This window comes from Lawsonibacter faecis (assembly GCF_014287675.1).
In the GTDB taxonomy this organism is placed as follows: domain Bacteria; phylum Bacillota; class Clostridia; order Oscillospirales; family Oscillospiraceae; genus Pseudoflavonifractor; species Pseudoflavonifractor faecis.
Genome location: NZ_JACOPQ010000001.1, coordinates 104,635 through 120,321 on the forward strand (window position 1 = coordinate 104,635; position 15,687 = coordinate 120,321).

Annotated in this window: 16 protein-coding genes; 3 read left to right on the forward strand and 13 right to left on the reverse strand. The window is 59.8% G+C overall.

Going from position 1 to position 15,687, the window contains the following annotated elements; all coding sequences use genetic code 11:
• Positions 1-75: 75 nt before the first annotated feature.
• From H8S62_RS00475 to H8S62_RS00525, 11 genes are all read right to left on the reverse strand, one after another.
• A complete protein-coding gene (locus tag H8S62_RS00475; protein WP_155145356.1) occupies positions 76-342 on the reverse strand; it encodes an HPr family phosphocarrier protein in 267 nt (88 codons plus the stop codon).
• Positions 343-369: 27 nt separating this feature from the next.
• Entirely contained in the window at positions 370-2,103 is a 1,734-nt protein-coding gene (gene ptsP, locus H8S62_RS00480; protein WP_173023407.1) for a phosphoenolpyruvate--protein phosphotransferase, read from the reverse strand.
• 35 nt (positions 2,104-2,138) lie between these two features.
• Complete coding sequence (locus tag H8S62_RS00485) at positions 2,139-2,831, reverse strand: GntR family transcriptional regulator (RefSeq protein ID WP_186918152.1); 693 nt, start codon at positions 2,829-2,831, stop codon at positions 2,139-2,141.
• Between the two features lie 41 nt (positions 2,832-2,872).
• Positions 2,873-4,321 carry a PTS transporter subunit IIC gene (locus H8S62_RS00490; protein ID WP_155145350.1) on the reverse strand — a complete coding sequence of 483 codons (1,449 nt, stop codon included), beginning with the start codon at positions 4,319-4,321 and terminating at the stop codon, positions 2,873-2,875.
• An 88-nt stretch (positions 4,322-4,409) separates the two neighbouring features.
• On the reverse strand, positions 4,410-4,712 hold the full coding sequence (locus tag H8S62_RS00495) for a PTS sugar transporter subunit IIB (RefSeq protein WP_155145348.1): 303 nt from the start codon (positions 4,710-4,712) through the stop codon (positions 4,410-4,412).
• A gap of 33 nt (positions 4,713-4,745) precedes the next feature.
• Positions 4,746-5,225: a PTS sugar transporter subunit IIA gene (locus tag H8S62_RS00500; protein WP_155145346.1), complete on the reverse strand. Its 480-nt coding sequence runs from the start codon at positions 5,223-5,225 to the stop codon at positions 4,746-4,748.
• 10 nt (positions 5,226-5,235) lie between these two features.
• A complete protein-coding gene (locus H8S62_RS00505; RefSeq protein WP_155145344.1) occupies positions 5,236-6,312 on the reverse strand; it encodes a uroporphyrinogen decarboxylase family protein in 1,077 nt (358 codons plus the stop codon).
• Between the two features lie 12 nt (positions 6,313-6,324).
• A complete protein-coding gene (locus H8S62_RS00510; protein WP_186918153.1) occupies positions 6,325-7,377 on the reverse strand; it encodes an alcohol dehydrogenase catalytic domain-containing protein in 1,053 nt (350 codons plus the stop codon).
• 37 nt (positions 7,378-7,414) lie between these two features.
• Positions 7,415-8,098 (reverse strand): deoxyribose-phosphate aldolase, encoded by a 684-nt coding sequence (deoC, locus tag H8S62_RS00515; protein ID WP_186918154.1) that lies wholly within the window; start codon positions 8,096-8,098, stop codon positions 7,415-7,417.
• 18 nt (positions 8,099-8,116) lie between these two features.
• Positions 8,117-9,160, reverse strand: coding sequence for a 2-hydroxyacid dehydrogenase (locus H8S62_RS00520; protein WP_173023408.1), 1,044 nt, complete (start codon positions 9,158-9,160; stop codon positions 8,117-8,119).
• Between the two features lie 142 nt (positions 9,161-9,302).
• Positions 9,303-10,109: a histidinol-phosphatase HisJ family protein gene (locus H8S62_RS00525; protein WP_186918155.1), complete on the reverse strand. Its 807-nt coding sequence runs from the start codon at positions 10,107-10,109 to the stop codon at positions 9,303-9,305.
• A 140-nt stretch (positions 10,110-10,249) separates the two neighbouring features.
• Here H8S62_RS00525 and yajC point away from each other — a divergent pair, with 140 nt between their 5' ends.
• Positions 10,250-10,588, forward strand: coding sequence for a preprotein translocase subunit YajC (gene yajC, locus H8S62_RS00530; protein ID WP_155145335.1), 339 nt, complete (start codon positions 10,250-10,252; stop codon positions 10,586-10,588).
• A gap of 42 nt (positions 10,589-10,630) precedes the next feature.
• Here the strand turns inward: yajC and H8S62_RS00535 are convergent, their stop codons facing one another.
• The gene (locus H8S62_RS00535) at positions 10,631-11,266 is read right to left on the reverse strand and encodes a corrinoid protein (RefSeq protein WP_155145333.1); all 636 of its coding nucleotides are present in this window, start codon (positions 11,264-11,266) and stop codon (positions 10,631-10,633) included.
• Positions 11,267-11,541: 275 nt separating this feature from the next.
• Between H8S62_RS00535 and H8S62_RS00540 the strand changes: the two genes are divergently transcribed.
• Positions 11,542-13,089 carry a recombinase family protein gene (locus tag H8S62_RS00540; RefSeq protein ID WP_341480991.1) on the forward strand — a complete coding sequence of 516 codons (1,548 nt, stop codon included), beginning with the start codon at positions 11,542-11,544 and terminating at the stop codon, positions 13,087-13,089.
• Between the two features lie 100 nt (positions 13,090-13,189).
• Here H8S62_RS00540 and H8S62_RS00545 read toward each other — a convergent pair whose 3' ends face one another.
• On the reverse strand, positions 13,190-14,746 hold the full coding sequence (locus tag H8S62_RS00545) for a recombinase family protein (protein ID WP_186918156.1): 1,557 nt from the start codon (positions 14,744-14,746) through the stop codon (positions 13,190-13,192).
• Between the two features lie 511 nt (positions 14,747-15,257).
• Between H8S62_RS00545 and H8S62_RS00550 the strand changes: the two genes are divergently transcribed.
• Positions 15,258-15,683 (forward strand): very short patch repair endonuclease, encoded by a 426-nt coding sequence (locus H8S62_RS00550; RefSeq protein WP_186918157.1) that lies wholly within the window; start codon positions 15,258-15,260, stop codon positions 15,681-15,683.
• Positions 15,684-15,687 lie beyond the last annotated feature (4 nt).

A 15,687-nucleotide genomic window follows, 5' to 3' on the forward strand; every position in this document is an offset into this window, starting at 1 on the left:
CGATTTTTTTCGACACCGGCCCACTGTTTCATTAAAGCAAATTAATGACCGGTCCGCCACAGGGAATATTTTTCCTTAATCCACAAAGCCTGCAGTCAGGGCGAGAAGGGCCTCCACGGCCTCCCGCTCGTCCTCCCCCTCAGCGGAGAGGGTGGCCCGCTCGCCCTGCATCAGGCCCAACGTGAGCAGCATGATGATGGACTTGCCGTTGTAGCGGTCCGCCTCTCCCGCCCTGGAGAGTTCAATTTTGGACTTGAATGTGGCGGCCAGAGCGACGAAGTCGGACGCGGGACGGGCGTGGAGCCCGGTGCGGTTTTGAATGGTAAATTCCTTTGCGTACATAATTTGCTCTCCTATCTGCTGCCGGTCTCAGCCCGGCGCAGCCGATTTGTGCGCACGGGCGAACTCCGTCAGGCAGGCTTTGATTTCGCCCTCGGTCTTGAGGCTCTGGACCCGCTGCGCCAGCGCCTGCGCATCCTCCATGCGGATGGAGCGGATGACCCGCTTTGCTCCGGCAAGGGAGGCGCGGCTCATACTGAGCTTTTGGATGCCCAGTCCCAGCAGAGCCGGGATGGCCAGGGGGTCCCCGCCCAGCTCGCCGCAGACGCTTACGGGTTTTCCCGCCGCCTGGAAGGAGCGGGCGATATAGCCCAGCGCGCGGAACATGGCCGGGTGGTAGTCCTGGTGGTAGGGCTTGACGGACGGGTTCATCCGGTCCGACGCGGTGAGGTACTGGCACAGGTCGTTGGTGCCCACGCTCACGAAGTCCACCTCGTCGGCGGCCAGATCGGCGATGAGCGCGATGGACGGCACCTCCACCATAATGCCAACCGGCATGGAGGGATTCCAGGGGATGCCCGCCGCGCTGAGCGCCTCCCCCTCCTCGCGGAAAATCGCCTTGGCCGCCCGCACCTCGTCCAGCGCGCCCACCATGGGCAGCATGACGCGGAGGCTGCCGTGCACCGAGGCCCGCAGGGCGGCGCGGACCTGGGTGCGCAGCAGCGCCTCGTGGGCGAGGCACAGCCTCAGCCCCCGCACGCCCAGGAAGGGGTTGCTCTCGTGGGGCAGCTCCAGGCAGGCCAGCTGCTTGTCCCCGCCGACGTCCAATGTGCGCAGCACCACCGGCTTCTCCCCGAAGGCGAGAAGCACCCGCTTATAGATCTGGTACTGCTCCTCCTCGCCGGGCAGCCGGTCCCCCTCCAAATAGAGGAACTCGGTGCGGAAGAGCCCGCAGCCGTCGGCATGGGCCGCGCCGGAGAGCTCAAAGTCGTTGGCGGCGGCCACGTTGAGGCGCACCTCGGCCCGTACGCCGTCCAGCGTGACGGGCTCGGCGTCCAGATAGGCCGCTGTCTCCCGCAGATTCTCGCGCACCTGTTCGGCTGCGGCGGCATACGCCGCGCACTCCTCGCCGGTGGGGCAGAGCACAATTTCGCCCTTCACCGCGTCCAGGACGATCTCCGCTCCGTCTTCCAGGGCCGCCAGCGCCCCGGGCACCCCCAGTACGGCGGGTATCTCATAGCTGCGGGCGATGATGGCCGTGTGGGAGGTGGCGCCCCCCACCTGGGTGATAATTCCCAGCACCTTGCTCCGGTCCATGGAGACGGTGTCGGACGGGTAGAGGTCGTCCGCTACCACAATGACCGGCTGCTCCAGCCGGGCCAGATTGCGCTCAGGCTCCCCGGCCCAGCAGCGGAGCAGGCGGTTTTTCACATCCACCAGGTCGGAGGCCCGCTCGCGCATCATCTCATTTTTGGAGCGGCCCAGAAGCTCTATAAAGCTGCCGTACACCCGCTCGATGGCGGCGTCGGGCGGCGTGCGCGCGCCGATGAGCCCGCGGATCTCCTCGTCCATGGCGGGGTCCTGCAGGATTTCGCGGTGGGCGGCCACAATTTTCGCCTTGTCAGGCGAATCGGCCAGCAGCCGCGCCTCCAGGCGGTCCAGCTCCTGCCGGGCCAGTTCCACCGTCTTATCGTAGCGCGCCCACGCCGCCTCCACGTCCTCGGTGCTGATGGGCGCGTCCGACACGCTGGGCACAAAGGGGCGGTACTTGAGCACACGGCCCAGTACAATCCCCCTGGACACAGGTTTACCAGTTAGTTTCATGACCATGACCTCCGGGCGGACGGCGCTTGGCGCCATTAGATATCCAGCGAATAGCCGGGGTTGAAGAGATAGATGGCGCGGGAGCCCTTGATGGGCACACCCTCCGGATTCAGTGTGACGCGGAAGCGGATGAGCACCGGCACGCCGGGTTCCATGCCGAAGAGCGCGGCCTCCCGGGGCTCCAGGGTGGCCACGGCCAGCTCATCCACGCCCTTCGCGGAGATATGGCCGAACTTCTCCATGACCGCGAAGGTGGACTTGCCGCCCTCGAACATCTCCCGCTCCACGCCGGGGTAGAATTTGGAGGGCATATAGGAGAACTCCAGGCCCACCACCTGCCCGTCGGCGAGGAGGAGGCGCTCCATGACGTTGACCTCGTCCCCCAGCTCCAGCTGGAGGCGCTTGGCCACCTGGGGCCACGCGGGACGCTTCTCAAAGGTCAGAATGCGATTGCCCGGCTTCTGACCCCGGCGCTTGGCCTCGCCGGTGAAGCTGTGATTCCCGGTAACCAGGTCCCAGAGGTAGGGGGCCCGGACGCGCACCTGATCGCTCCGGCCGGGTACGCGCTCCAGCGCGCCCTCGTACACCAGATCGCCGATACCTTCGGCAATGTTCTGTTCGTCACCCTCGAAGCGCCCGGCCAGCGAATGAATATCGGGCAGCGGCTCGCTGGTCTTGAACTCCCCGTTTAAGATGGCGTCGTACATTTTTACGGCAAACGTATTCATAGCGACAGAATCCTTCCTGATTGGTATTCAGATAGCCGGGCTTACACCGCGGCGGAGGCGATGCTCAGATACTGGTCGGCGTACTCGGCGGAGGCGCCGAAGAACATGAACCACGCTTTGCGGTGGGTCTTGAAGTGCCACAGTGCCAGGACGTACACGGCCAGGCAGACGGCGATGAAGATGAATTTCAGCGCGCCGGGGGCGGAAAACGCCTTCATGATGACCCACAGGGGCGGCTGGGCGGAGACGCACCAGCTGTTTACGAAGGTCTGCCCGGCGGAGAGGGTGGTGCCGGCGTTTGTGGCCATCTGGGTAAAGAGCGCGGCCGTGTCGCTGGCGATGTAATGCACCAGGGAGTACCAGATGCCGCCGGTGATGGCGGCGTTGAGGATATTGCCCTTGAACACTGCAATGGCGCCGATTGCCATAAAGGGCATGGCCGGGATGTCGGCCATGGGGATAATGCGGTTTCCGGGCAGGATGGCGGCGGTGAAGATGAGGATGGGGATGAGCAGCAGGCCGGTGGTGAGGGTGGAGGTCTCGCCGAAGTAGACGGCGGGATCGATGCCGATGTTGAAGGCCTTGCGCTTCATTTTCCCGCTGCGCATCCGTGCGTTCATGGACTGGCTGACGGGGATCAGGCCCTTGACGAACATGCCGGACACCTGGGGATAGATGACAAGCATGGCCGCCAGGGTCAGCGCGAAGGAGAGGATTTTGGACCAGGTGGCCATACTGCCAAGGTCGTGGATATAGGCGACCACGCCCAGGAGAATGCCCATAATGATGCCGATCATGGCGGGCTCCCCGAAGAAGCCCAGCTTCTCCTGCAGCTTCTCGGGTTCGAGGTGCACCTCTTTGATATGCAGCTTCATCTGCACCCAGCGCAGCAGGGCGGCCAGGATGGAGATGTTGGTCACGCAGATGCAGGTACAGGTGAGGCCCTCATAGCCGTAATATTCCTGCAGGGCCGGAGCCAGGAAGTCGGCCACCAGCAGGACGAAGAGGTTCATGAACATACACGCAGCCAGACCCAGCACAAAGCTGCCGGTGACAAACTGGACCATGATGCCCCACACCACGAAATAGTAATAGTTCCAGATATCCGTGGGCTGGAAGGTATCGGTGACGCGGGTGAAAAACAGTATCAGGTTCCACAGCAGGCCGACGATGAAGTAGGTCATGCCCAGAGAGTTGCTGTACACGATGGCGGCGGCGGCGGGCCAGCCGATGTCCACCACGTCGAACACCTTGCCCACGTTGGCGGAGATCAGTACCATCACCGCATCCAGCTGGCCCCAGAGGATGTTCAGGATCAGGTTGAACGCCGTCAGGCCGATGGCCATAAAAATGGCGGCCCGAAGCGCCTTCTTCAGCTCCACGCGGATTGCGATGCTCAGGACAAATACCACGATGGGGACCAGTACGGTGACGCCAAAGGTATCCAGGAATGCTTTGAAAACGATGCCGGCTTGTGTAAAGAATTCCATGATGCTTCCTCCCTTTTCGTTTGTACGCTCGCCCGGCCACACACCGCGCCCGGGCGGCGGTCAATTGCAGCGGAGGCTCCGGGCGTGCTCAGTCGCCCACAACCTCATGGATGGTGTCCAGCAGCTTCTGGGAAAACTCCTCCTTGCCCACGCCGGTAAACATGGGCAGCCCGATGAGAACGGGCGCGCCGTTCTTGTTGGCCGCCTGGGTCTTGCCGGTGGCCACGATGATGTCGGCCTCGGTCAGGTTGGGGATCTCCGTGATTTTGTGCGGACTTACCTGATAGGGGATTTTCTTGGATTTCAACAGCTTTTCAATTTCTTCCGTAACCACCGTGGTGGTAAAGATGCCTCCGCCGCAGCAGACGCAGATGTGGACGGGCCGTGCCATATTTCGCTCACTCCTTATTGATTTGAACTCAAGTCACCCGATGGAGAGCAGCCCCTCCAGGATCTGATTTAGTTCCCGGAGCAGATCGGCCGGCCGCTCCGCCGCCAGCAGGCGCTCCACCGCCTCTTTGTCGGCAAAGGCAGCGGCAAATCTGCGCAGGACCGCCAGCTGGCTCTTCGGGTCGAGGATGCCGAAGAGGAAAATAATTTTTACCATCACGTCGTCCCCGGAGCGGTCCATGGACTTGAAGGCCACCGGTTTTTCCAGCGTGGCGATGGAGACGAAGGGCTGGTTGCAGCCGTCCGCAATGTGGGGGATTGCCAGGGGGACCGGCATCTCCAGCCCGGTGGGGTACTCCAGCTCCCGCTGCTGGATGCGCTCGATGTAGAGATCCTCCACCAGCCCCTGCCCCTTCGCGAGGTTTGCCAGAGTCCCGATGGCCTGTGCGGAATCCCGGAAGGTCTGCCGCAGCAGTATGAGCTCTTCATTGGTCTTCATCTTCAGCTCACTCATGGCCGCCACCTTAATACCAGCCCACGTCGTTGACGGCCTTGACCATCATGCGGACGTTCTCCTCCGGGGAGCCGGGGCCCACCTCGCAGCCCGCCATGAACTCAAACCGGCCGGGCAGCAGGGCCTTGCCCTTTTCAATAATCTCGCAGCTCGCCTTGTAGACCTCCTCGGCGGTGCCGTTCATGATGATGGCGGGATCCAGATTGCCGCAGATGACGTCTTCGGGGAAGAATTTGGCGGCGTCCTCCAGGGCGGTCTCCTTGCCCACGCTGATCATGCCGCGCATCCCCTCCTGCCGGAAGGGGACCTGCGCCCACTGGGGCAGGTTCAGGTTGTGGTCGCCGCACATGTGGATGTAGACGGCCTTGGCGCCCATAGCCAGCACCTTGGAGTTGAGCTCCTTCACATAGGGCATGGAGAACTCCTCCAGAATTTTGGGCGAAATCAGGGCGTTGGACTCAGTGGGAGAGACCGCCCGGGCCAGCACCCTGCCCCTGCCGAAGGTATCGATAAAGTATTCCGCCACCTGGAGGATGTGGTCGGTCATTTTCCGCAGAGCGGCGTGGGCCATGTCGGGATCGATGAGCACGCACTCCAGAAAATTTGGAACGCCGAAGAGATTGGCAGCGTGGGTGAAGGGTGTGCCGCAGATGAAGGCGATCTCGCTGCCCTCGGCCTCCTGCATTTTGGCGAAGGCCATCTCATGGGGGACGCAGCCTGCGGTCTTCGGGTCGGGGAGCTGGAGGGAGTCAATGTCGAAATCCTCCCAATCGGCGGGAATGGGCCGCTGCGAGACCTCGGGTCCGAAGGAGTTCTCATCCTTCTTATACTCGATTTTGCCGCCGAACTCTCCTGCGCCATAGGCTACGAAGGTATAGAAGGGCCCGCCGTCGAATCCGAAGTCCGCATAGGTCTTTTTCTGGCACTCAAAGCTGGCCTTGGGGTCCCGGTAGACGGAGGCCACGGGAATACCCACATGCTTGGCGCAGAAGGCGTACCCCTTGTGCACCACCGGCACCCGGTCCGTCATCTCCTTGCGGTAGAGCGCTTCAATGCGCTCGTGGCCGGTCATCTCGGATTTTTTCACACTCACGCCTCCTTATTTCACGTCCATCCAGGGCTTGAGCACCACCTTGATGGCCTCGCCCTGTTGGATGGCGCGGACGCCGTCCTCCATCTGCTCCAGGGGCAGCTGATGGGTGATGATGGCGGTGTCGATCCTTCCCGCCCTCAGCAGCTCGTACCCCTTGGCGAAGTCGGCGGCGGAGTAGGAGTACGCGCCGAAAATACGCAGGCGCTTATAGTGGATCAGGTTTCCGTCCATGGTGGTCCAGGGATTCTCCTTGGCCAGGCCGCCGAAGAGGCTGAGCCGGCCCTCCTTGCGCAGCAGCTCCACACCCTGCTGGTGGGGCTTGGAGGAGGGGGCCGCCACAATGCACACGTCCGCGCCCCGGCCTCCGGTAATCTCCATCACCCTGGCCACCAGGTCCTCCTCGGAGGAGACCACAAAGTGGGTCCCGCCGAAGCTGTGGCACTTATTCAGGCGCTCCCGGTTCAAATCGGCCATGATGATGGTGGTGGCGCCGTGGAGCTTGGCGATCTGGGCGTGGAGGCAGCCGATGGGGCCTGAACCGACGATGACCACCGTCTCGCCCATACCCACCTTCAGGTCGTCCTGCGCCTTTACCACGGAGGCCAGCAGCTCCGCCAGGATCATGGGCTCCAGGTCGGCGTCCTGGGGGAGCTTGATGATCTGCCCGCGGGTAAGCATATCGCCGGGAAAAGCCATATACTGGGCGAAGCCGCCGGGAAAGCTGGTGCCTGCCACCTGGATATGGTCGCAGAGCCCGGGCATTTTGTTCACGCAGTAGTAGCACTTTCCGCAGGGAATGGCGGGGTTCGCCACCACCTTATCCCCCACCTTCCAGTCGCCGGGGGCGTTTTTACCCACCTCCTCTACATAGCCGGCATTCTCATGGCCCAATACCACGGGGTAGCTGATTTTCGCGGACCCGACGGAGTAGGTCCGCACGTCGGACCCGCACAGGCCCACGGAGTCGATCTTGATGAGCAGGCCATCATCGGGACACTGGGGCACGGGCACCTCCCGCATCTCTACCTGGGCCTTACCGGTCAAATACAAAGCCTTCATGTTACTAGCTTCCTCCTTCAGTGATGTTGTACGCGGCTTACCAGCCGCGCCGGACTGCCTCATCCACAATTTCAGCGGCGGCGCGGGTGCCCTGCCGGGTCACTCCCGCCTCGTAGTAGGCCATAAAGTCGTCCAGCGTGCGGATGCCCCCGGCGGCCTTGACCTGAATACAGGGGGCGGCGTGCCTGCGCATGAGCTCCACATCCTCCAGCTTGGCGCCTCCGCCCGCGTAGCCGGTGGAGGTCTTGACAAAATCCACGCCCGCGGCGTTGCAGATTTCGCAGCACCTGATGATCTCATCCCTGGTGAGGTAGAAATTCTCGAAGATGACCTTGACGATCACGCCCCGCTTGTGGCAGGCCTCGGCGACGGCGTCCAGCTCGGCCTTGGCGTAGTCGTACATCCCGGAGCGGACCAGCCCGATGGGGAGAACGGTGTCCAGCTCCTCCGCGCCGTCGTCAATGTTGGCGATGGCCTCCTCCACCTTCATCTTCGTGGTGCTGTTGCCATGGGGGAAGGCGGCGCTGCCTCCCACCTTGACGCCCGTGCCCTGAAGCCGTTTGGCACAGTAGGCAACATCGTAGCCTTTGGCGCAGACGGATGCCATCTTGTAGGCAATGGCCTGCTCAATCAGCACGTCAATGTCCGCGCGGGTAAATTGGGGCTGCAGCAGGGATATGTCCATCATTCCGGCAACCTGGGCGGCTGTTATCTGGCTCATTTGAAACTCCTTCCTCCGTTAAAATTTATTGAACTGAAATCTGGGGGCCCTGCCCTCCTGGAGATATCCGTAAACCTCATCCACCGCAATGGCGGCTCCGATGGCGGCGGCCTGTCTGGAGGCGCCGCCCAGATGGGGCGTTGCGGTGACGTTTTCCAGCTCGTAGAGCCTGGAGGCCGCCTTGGGCGGCTCGTCCTCAAAGACATCCAGCCCCGCGCCGCCCAGCGCGCCGGTTTTGAGGGCGGCGTAGAGCGCGTCGTAGTCCACAAGCTGGGGCCGGGCCGTGTTGATAAGGATGGAACCCGGCTTCATCAGGGCGATCTTCTCTGCGCTGATGATGCCGGCGGTCTCCTTGGTGTACTTGGTGTGCAGAGAGATAAAGTCGCTCTGAGAAAGCACGGTGTCCAGCTCGGTAAAGACGTAGTCGGGGTATTTTGCCTTGACCTCGTCCGGTATGTAGGGGTCGTAAATCAGCACGTGGCTGCCGAAGCCGTCGTGCATAATCTTCGCCACCTTGCTGCCGATGGCGCCAAAGCCCACCAGGCCCAGCGTACAGCAGGAGAGCTCGCTGCCTACGTGCTCGTTGGCATACAGGTCGCCACGCCACTGGTTTTCGTAGCGCAGGCAGTGGTGGCTCAGGGGGATGTTGCGGCTCTGCGCCATAATGAGGCCCACAGTGAACTCCGCCACCGCGCCGGAGTTGCGGCCCGGAGCGTAAATAACCGGGATTTTCCGCTCGGTGCAGGCCGCCGTATTGACGTTCACCGGGCCGCCCCGGCCCAGGGCGATGACCTTGAGTTCCGGCGCGTTGTCCAGCACCCGCCTCGTAATGCAGCCGGTGTGGGTCAGGATGACCTCTGCGTCCGCAACCAGGGGGAGAAGTTCCTCGTCCGTACCGGAGTATTCGGAGACCTCTTCGTTGGATTCCATGGGGACCACGGGCCACTGAAGCTGATGCTGTGCATAGGAAAATATCACGCCGCTGCCTGCAAAGCGCTTTTCCAGCGCCTCCTTCCAAATCTCATTGGTAATGAATCGGTCGCCTAAGAGCAGTACCTTCATCGCAGAACCATCCTTTGCCGTCATTTTATTGGGCACTATGTATAAAAAAATATTATGTCCGGAGCGGTTCTTTATATAGAATTATTGTGTGCTTTTTATGATAATTTTAGCGTCTTGTCTTTCCGCGCCGATGGTCGGTGCGTCAGAGCGGAAAGAATTCGGGGCTGCGCTTTCGGAATACCGCATAGTGTTTAAACCCCGCAGCCCGGAGGAGCACCCCGGCCTCGTCCAGATGCGAGCCGACCCATTCCGGCGCGTGGGCGTCGGACCCCACGGTCACGATCTCTCCGCCCAGCTCCCGGTAGCGGCGGAGCATCTCAAGTGTGGGCGTGGTCCGCGTCCCCATCCCGTAGCGGTGGCTGGAGGTATTCACCTCAAGCCCCTTCCCCTGGGCGATGACGGTGCGGTAAATCTCGTCCAGCACCTCACGCGCCGCGCCGCCGCCGGCCGGAGTTTTTGCGTAGCGGTCGACGAGGTTGAGATGTGCAAGCGAGTCGTAATTCTGAAACGCCCGGATACACATCAGGACATGGCTGTAATAATGCAGGCAGAGCTGTTCCGGCGCCATGGTCCTTGCCCGGCCCAGCCCGTCGAAGGTCTCGCTCCTGGTCGAGTGAAAGGCCGCAAGGAGGAAATCATAGGAATAGGCCTCCGCCGCCGCCTCGCAGGCAGGGAGGGTCGGGCCGGTCAGCACCCCCATCTCCAGCCCGCGCAGCACCTCCAGCCGCCCCGAAAACTGCCGGGCTGTGCGCTCTATGGCACTGTGATAGGCGCTGGTGGGCTGGCCTGTCCGGTGCAGAAAGTCGGGATAATCGGGGTGGTAGTGGTCGGTAAACGTGATGCCCAGCAGGCCGCGCTCCACCGCGGCTCGGGCCATCACCTCCATGGGCGCTGCGCTGTCCGTGGAGAATTCCGAGTGGATGTGGCTGTCGTACTTTAAATACATCATTGAGCCTCCATACTCTGGTAAAATCGTACGGTGTTTTGGTCACTTCTATCTGAACTTCCGCCCCTGCGGGCGGGGACAATTGCAATTGGCCCCGCCGTCTGCTATACTTTGCTCAAATAAAAGCAGGAAGGGTGGTCCCTGTGGAACAGCTTCTGCCGCTGCTCGGCATGTTGGTATTCGTGTTGATTTTTTATCTGCTCATTGCCCGTCCCCAGCGCAGACGCGAGGAGCGGCGCGCCCTCATGCTTTCCAGCGTCAAAAAGGGCAGCGTGGTGTACGCCGGCGGCATCCGCTGCACGGTATTGGATTTTGATTCCGGCCGGGTACTGGCCGCGTCCGGCCCCTCCCGCAGCGCTCTGGAGATCGACGCCGACGCCATCGACGATGTGGAGGGCTTTGACTACAGGGCCGAGTATGAACGTCAAAAAAAGCTGCGCCGGGAACGCGCTGCCCGTGGTGGCGGCCTTGGCCGGCGGTAAAAGTACGCGCTGCAAAACTTCTGTTTTGCAGCGCGTTCATTTTCAGGCCAGAAGCTCCAGCGCAGTCTCTGCGGCGGTGGCGGCGTCCGGCGTGTAGCAGTCCGCGCCGATGGCGTCGCAGAAGCTCTGGGTGACGGGGGCCCCGCCCACCATAAATTTAACCTTGTCCCGCGCGCCCTTCTGGTCGAAATAGGACACCACGTTGGCCATCTCCGCCATGGTGGTGGTCAGCAGAGTGGAACAGCACACCAACTGGGCGTGGTGCTCCATAGCCGCCTCATAGAAGCGGTCGGCGGAGACGTCGGTACCCAGATCGATCATCTCGATTCCCTTGCCCTCCATCATCATGCGGACCAGATTCTTTCCGATGTCGTGGAGGTCGCCCTTCACGGTTCCGATTACCGCGGTGCCCTTGGAGCCCATGCCGCCGGCCGCCAGCAGGGGACGGATGAGGTCGATGCCTGCGTTCATCGCCCGGGCCGCCACCAGGACCTCCGGAACGAATATCTCGTTGTTCTTAAAGCGTTCGCCGATGACGCCCATGCCGGTCATCAGCGCGTCGTTCAGGATTTCAAGCGCGGGGATCTGCTCCTCCATCGCCTGCGTCACATACTGTTTTACGAGCTTTGCCCTGCCGCTCTGCATCGCCTCGCTGATCTGCTGTAAAAGTTCCTGCATGACGGGGTCCTCCCTTTTTCATTTACTACCAACAGGTTATATAAATTAGCCAAGTATTTCTATGAACATTGTTTTATTTTTGGTGCAATTGAGTTTTTATCTCATAATCTAATCCGCGGCCCTTCGGACCCATTTTGGCAGACAGGCCGTCAGCCTGGACGAAAAGACCGCCGGCGCTCTGCTTTCAGAGCTCCGGCGGTTTTTTTACCGTATTTTGCGGCGGGAACGCCCCTCATATCCCCATCGGGCGCCCGCATATTCTGGAGCGTAAGGGGGTGTGGAAAATTCTCTGTGCGATTTATGTACGACTGAGCAAGGAGGACGAGGATAAGCGGCAGTCCGAGTCCGAGAGTATCCAGAACCAGAAGGCTCTGCTGGTCAGCTACGCCGCGGAGCATGGCTGGGACGTCTACCGCGTCTACTGCGACGAGGACTACTCCGGGGCCGACAGCCTGCGGCCGGACTTCAACCGGATGATCGCGGCAGCCAGGGAACAGAGGTTTCAGATTGTCCTCTGCAAGAGCCAGTCCCGCTTCACCCGGGACATGGAGCTGGTGGAGAAATATCTCCACGGCCTGTTTCCCATCTGGGGTATCCGCTTTATCGCCGTGGCCGACAATGCCGACACCGGAGTCAAGGGCAATAAAAAGGCCAGGCAGATCAACGGCCTGGTAAACGAGTGGTATCTGGAAGACCTGTCCGAAAACGTCCGCATGGTCTTTGATTTGAAGCGGCGGGAGGGGCAGTACATCGGCGGATTTCCCGTCTACGGCTACCGCAAGCACCCTATGGACAAAAACAAGCTCGTCGTCGACCCGGAGGCAGCCGGGGTGGTCCGGCAGATATTTCAGTGGTCGCTGGAGGGCCGCGGGATGCAGGAGATTGCCCGTATGCTCAACGGTCTGGGCGTGGCAAACCCCACCCGCTACAAAGCGGAGCGGGGCTGGGCCGGCAGCCGTCCCGCCGGGAACGGCCCCGGCCTGTGGAGCAAGACGACTGTCTGGCGCATCCTGCGAAACGAGATGTATACCGGCGTGATGGTGCAGGGCAGGCGGAGGAAGGTGAGCTACAAGTCCAGGGTCCTGATTGACGTGCCGCCGGACCAGTGGTACCGGGTGGAGGGCACTCACGAGGCCGTTATCTGCCGCGAGACCTTTGACGCCGTCCAGCAGGGCCTCAAGCTGCGCTCCCGGTCGGACGGCACGGGCGAGGCCCACCCGCTGTCCGGCCTTGTCAGGTGCATGGACTGCGGCGGCACCATGAGCAAGTGCTCCAACGGCAAGACCGCCTATCTGCGCTGCAAGCTGTATGCGGACAGCGGGAAAGAAAAGCGGTGTACCCGCCACTCCATCCGGCTGGACCGGCTCATCGAGCTGGTCCAGCGGCGCATCCGCTTCTATATCGGGTCCTATTACACACTCGGCGAGCTGGACGTCGGGCCTGAGCGCAATTCCAGGAGAGCGGCCCTGGAGCAGGAGCAGAAACATCTGGCCGCACAGGCGGAAAAGCGGGCCCTGGCCCTGAAAAACCTCTACTTGGATAAGGTATCCGGCATTCTCAGCGCGGAACAGTTTCTGGACCTTGGCGAATCCTTCCTGGAGGAGAAGCGCCGTCTGGAAGAGCGGCTGGCCCGTATCGGCGGCGAACTGGCCGGTACAGAGGATACCGGGCGCCCGTCCGACCTGGCGGAACGCGCCCGCAGGCTTTTACACCCGGAGGCCATTCCGCGGGATTTGGTCGTCCTCCTGGTGGAAAAAATCGAAATCGGTGAGAAATATCCGGACGCCGGGCGGCAAGAAATCAAAATTACCTGGAGATTTTGACAAGAGGCCGTTTAAGGCTTTCTCTGCCAACTTTTTTCAAAAAAAGTAGTGTCCTGTGGTTGCAGCGCCCCACGTGTGGGTAACGCAAACACACAAAACGCTAAATCAACCAGTTGATTTTGATAGGCTGTACGCCCGTTTTTGGGTTGCGCTCGCCTACCTCGATAGAGTCGATGAAATCGTCCGCCAGCTCCCGGGAGAGGATATTTACGTCGAGCCAACGCGCCAGCTTTTCCTGGATGGCTTCCTGGTCGTTCTCCTTGGGTCCCGTCTTCTCCAGCTCTTCCGTCAGCACGGCCAGTCTCTTCTGGAGGCTGGCCTTTTCCGTTAAATAGCCCCGGTTGAACCCGGTAAACTGTTCATCGTCCAGCAGACCCTTGGATTTGTCTAAGTAGAGGTCCCGCATGGCCTTGCTGCGGCGCTCTACCTCTAAGGTTAGGGTGGCGATCTCCCGCTTCATGGCCTCCTGCTTTTGTGCGTTGCGATCATCCGCTACCAGCTTTTCTGCGGCGCTACGGTCATAATATGTCTCAATGTACTGCCGCAGCAGCTTCATCACTTCGTCCTCCAGCGCGTCCAGCCGGACGGAGTGGTTGCTGCACCGCCGCTTGTCGGTGGCGTAGAGCTTACAGCGCAGGTAAGAGCGACGCTCCCCCTTGTAGGTGCTGGAGACCTTGACCATCGTGCTCCCGCAGTCCATGCACCGAACCTTGCCCGCCAGGGCGTGCACCTCACCGGTGCCGGAGCTGCGCGTCCGCCCTTCCAACATACGGGCCACGCGGTCAAAGGTCTCCCGGTCGATGATGGCCTCGTGGGTGTCGCGCACGATGATCCAGTCCGCTTGCGGCACGGGGGCGACATACTTGGACTTGTAGCTCACCTTTTTCCTGCGCCCCTGCACCATGTCGCCGACATACATCGGCTCCTTCAGAATGCGTCCCACCGTGGTCCGGTTCCAGAGACCGTAGTCGTTGACCTGGGCGGCGTTTGTGTACCCCAGCCCCTTCATCTGCTTGTAGCGGGTGGGGTTGAGGATGCCCTCCTCATTCAAGAGATAAGCAATGTGCTGTTTTCCGTTCCCTTCCAGGTACAGCGCAAAGATATGCCGTACCACCTCGGCGGCCTCCGGGTCGATGATCAGCTTGTTTTTGTTCTGCGGGTCTTTCTGATAGCCGTAGGGGGCAAATCCGCCGATATACTGCCCGGCCCGGCGCTTGTAGTCAAAGACCGTGCGGATGTTCTCGGACAGATCCTCTAAGTACCACTCATTGATAAGGCCGTTGATTTGACGGGCTTTTTTGTTGCCCTTGATGTCGGTGTCCACATTGTCCACCACAGCCACAAAACGGATGCCCCAGAGTGGGAACAGTCCATGGATGTACTTCTCCACCAGCTCCATGTCACGGGTGAAGCGGGACTGGGTTTTGACCAGAATGATATTAAATTTGCCCTGCTGGGCGTCTGCGATGAGCTGCTGAAAGGCGGGCCGCTCCCGGTCCACGCCGGAATAGTCCTCGTCGCAGAAGATGTTGTAAATATCCCACCCTTTCTCCACCGCATATTTGACCAATAAGGACTTCTGGTTCTGGATGCTCTCGGACTCGAGATGCTTATCCTCGTCCTCCTTGCTCAGGCGGCAGTAGATTGCGGCAATCAATCGCTACACCTCCTCGCAAGGCATAGCTGCTCGTCTCTATTATAGCCGATTTGATGTTCTAACGCTATAGAGAGATGGGCGGCTACGCGTTTTCCATCCGCCGCTTCAAATACCGGTCGATCTTCTCCTGTACCAGCTCCCGCCGCACCTCTTCGCTGGCCGAGCGGAACGACTGCGTGACCTCGAATACGGTCTGTTTCATAAGGAGCCTCCTTCATCAAAAATGGGCAAAGAAATACCGGGCAGGAATTTCCCGTCCGGTAGAGGATATGTGCGAGAGGTTCTCAAATATAAGCTTGCTTGCTCGATTTTCTTTTGTTTCTTATGTGTCTTTACAGGACAAAACACTGCTGAATCTTAACACTCACTACTACTGCAATAGTGTTTTGTCATGTTCAACAAAGTGCAAAAGCAGTATTTCAAAAATAGTCTATATTTAGTTGCAAATTTTTGCATTTTGTTGTACTATTATACTATAAATTGGGCTATGCCTTGAATCTGGTGAGAAACTATGGATGTACATGATAAGAAAACTCGGAGTTATAATATGTCATGTATCCATAGTAGAGATACAAAACCAGAAACGATTGTTCGAAAGTACATATTCAAATTAGGATTCCGATTTAAGAAGAACGACAAGTCACTTCCCGGAACTCCAGATATTGTATTACCTAAGTATAAAACTTGTATTTTTATAAATGGATGCTTTTGGCATCGACATACAAATTGTAAATACTTTAGCTGGCCAAAAACTAATGTAGAATTTTGGAAAGTAAAAATTTGCGAAAATGTTAAACGAGATAATCGAAATTACAATCTGCTTATGGATTTAGGTTGGAAAATAATTATTATTTGGACATGCCAATTAAGGCCTGAACAGCGAGATAATACTTTACAAAATTTGGTTCGCGAGTTAAGGAATAATATTAGTACTTAAAGGT

Bases quoted from the DNA above. Each gene is read 5' to 3' on its own strand.
- H8S62_RS00475 (WP_155145356.1), bottom strand. From the start codon at position 342: ATGTACGCAAAGGAATTTACCATTCAAAACCGCACCGGGCTCCACGCC.
- ptsP (WP_173023407.1), bottom strand. From the start codon at position 2,103: ATGAAACTAACTGGTAAACCTGTGTCCAGGGGGATTGTACTGGGCCGT.
- H8S62_RS00485 (WP_186918152.1), bottom strand. From the start codon at position 2,831: ATGAATACGTTTGCCGTAAAAATGTACGACGCCATCTTAAACGGGGAG.
- H8S62_RS00490 (WP_155145350.1), bottom strand. From the start codon at position 4,321: ATGGAATTCTTTACACAAGCCGGCATCGTTTTCAAAGCATTCCTGGAT.
- H8S62_RS00495 (WP_155145348.1), bottom strand. From the start codon at position 4,712: ATGGCACGGCCCGTCCACATCTGCGTCTGCTGCGGCGGAGGCATCTTT.
- H8S62_RS00500 (WP_155145346.1), bottom strand. From the start codon at position 5,225: ATGAGTGAGCTGAAGATGAAGACCAATGAAGAGCTCATACTGCTGCGG.
- H8S62_RS00510 (WP_186918153.1), bottom strand. From the start codon at position 7,377: ATGAAGGCTTTGTATTTGACCGGTAAGGCCCAGGTAGAGATGCGGGAG.
- deoC (WP_186918154.1), bottom strand. From the start codon at position 8,098: ATGAGCCAGATAACAGCCGCCCAGGTTGCCGGAATGATGGACATATCC.
- H8S62_RS00520 (WP_173023408.1), bottom strand. From the start codon at position 9,160: ATGAAGGTACTGCTCTTAGGCGACCGATTCATTACCAATGAGATTTGG.
- H8S62_RS00525 (WP_186918155.1), bottom strand. From the start codon at position 10,109: ATGATGTATTTAAAGTACGACAGCCACATCCACTCGGAATTCTCCACG.
- H8S62_RS00535 (WP_155145333.1), bottom strand. From the start codon at position 11,266: ATGCAGGAACTTTTACAGCAGATCAGCGAGGCGATGCAGAGCGGCAGG.
- H8S62_RS00550 (WP_186918157.1), top strand. From the start codon at position 15,258: ATGGATGTACATGATAAGAAAACTCGGAGTTATAATATGTCATGTATC.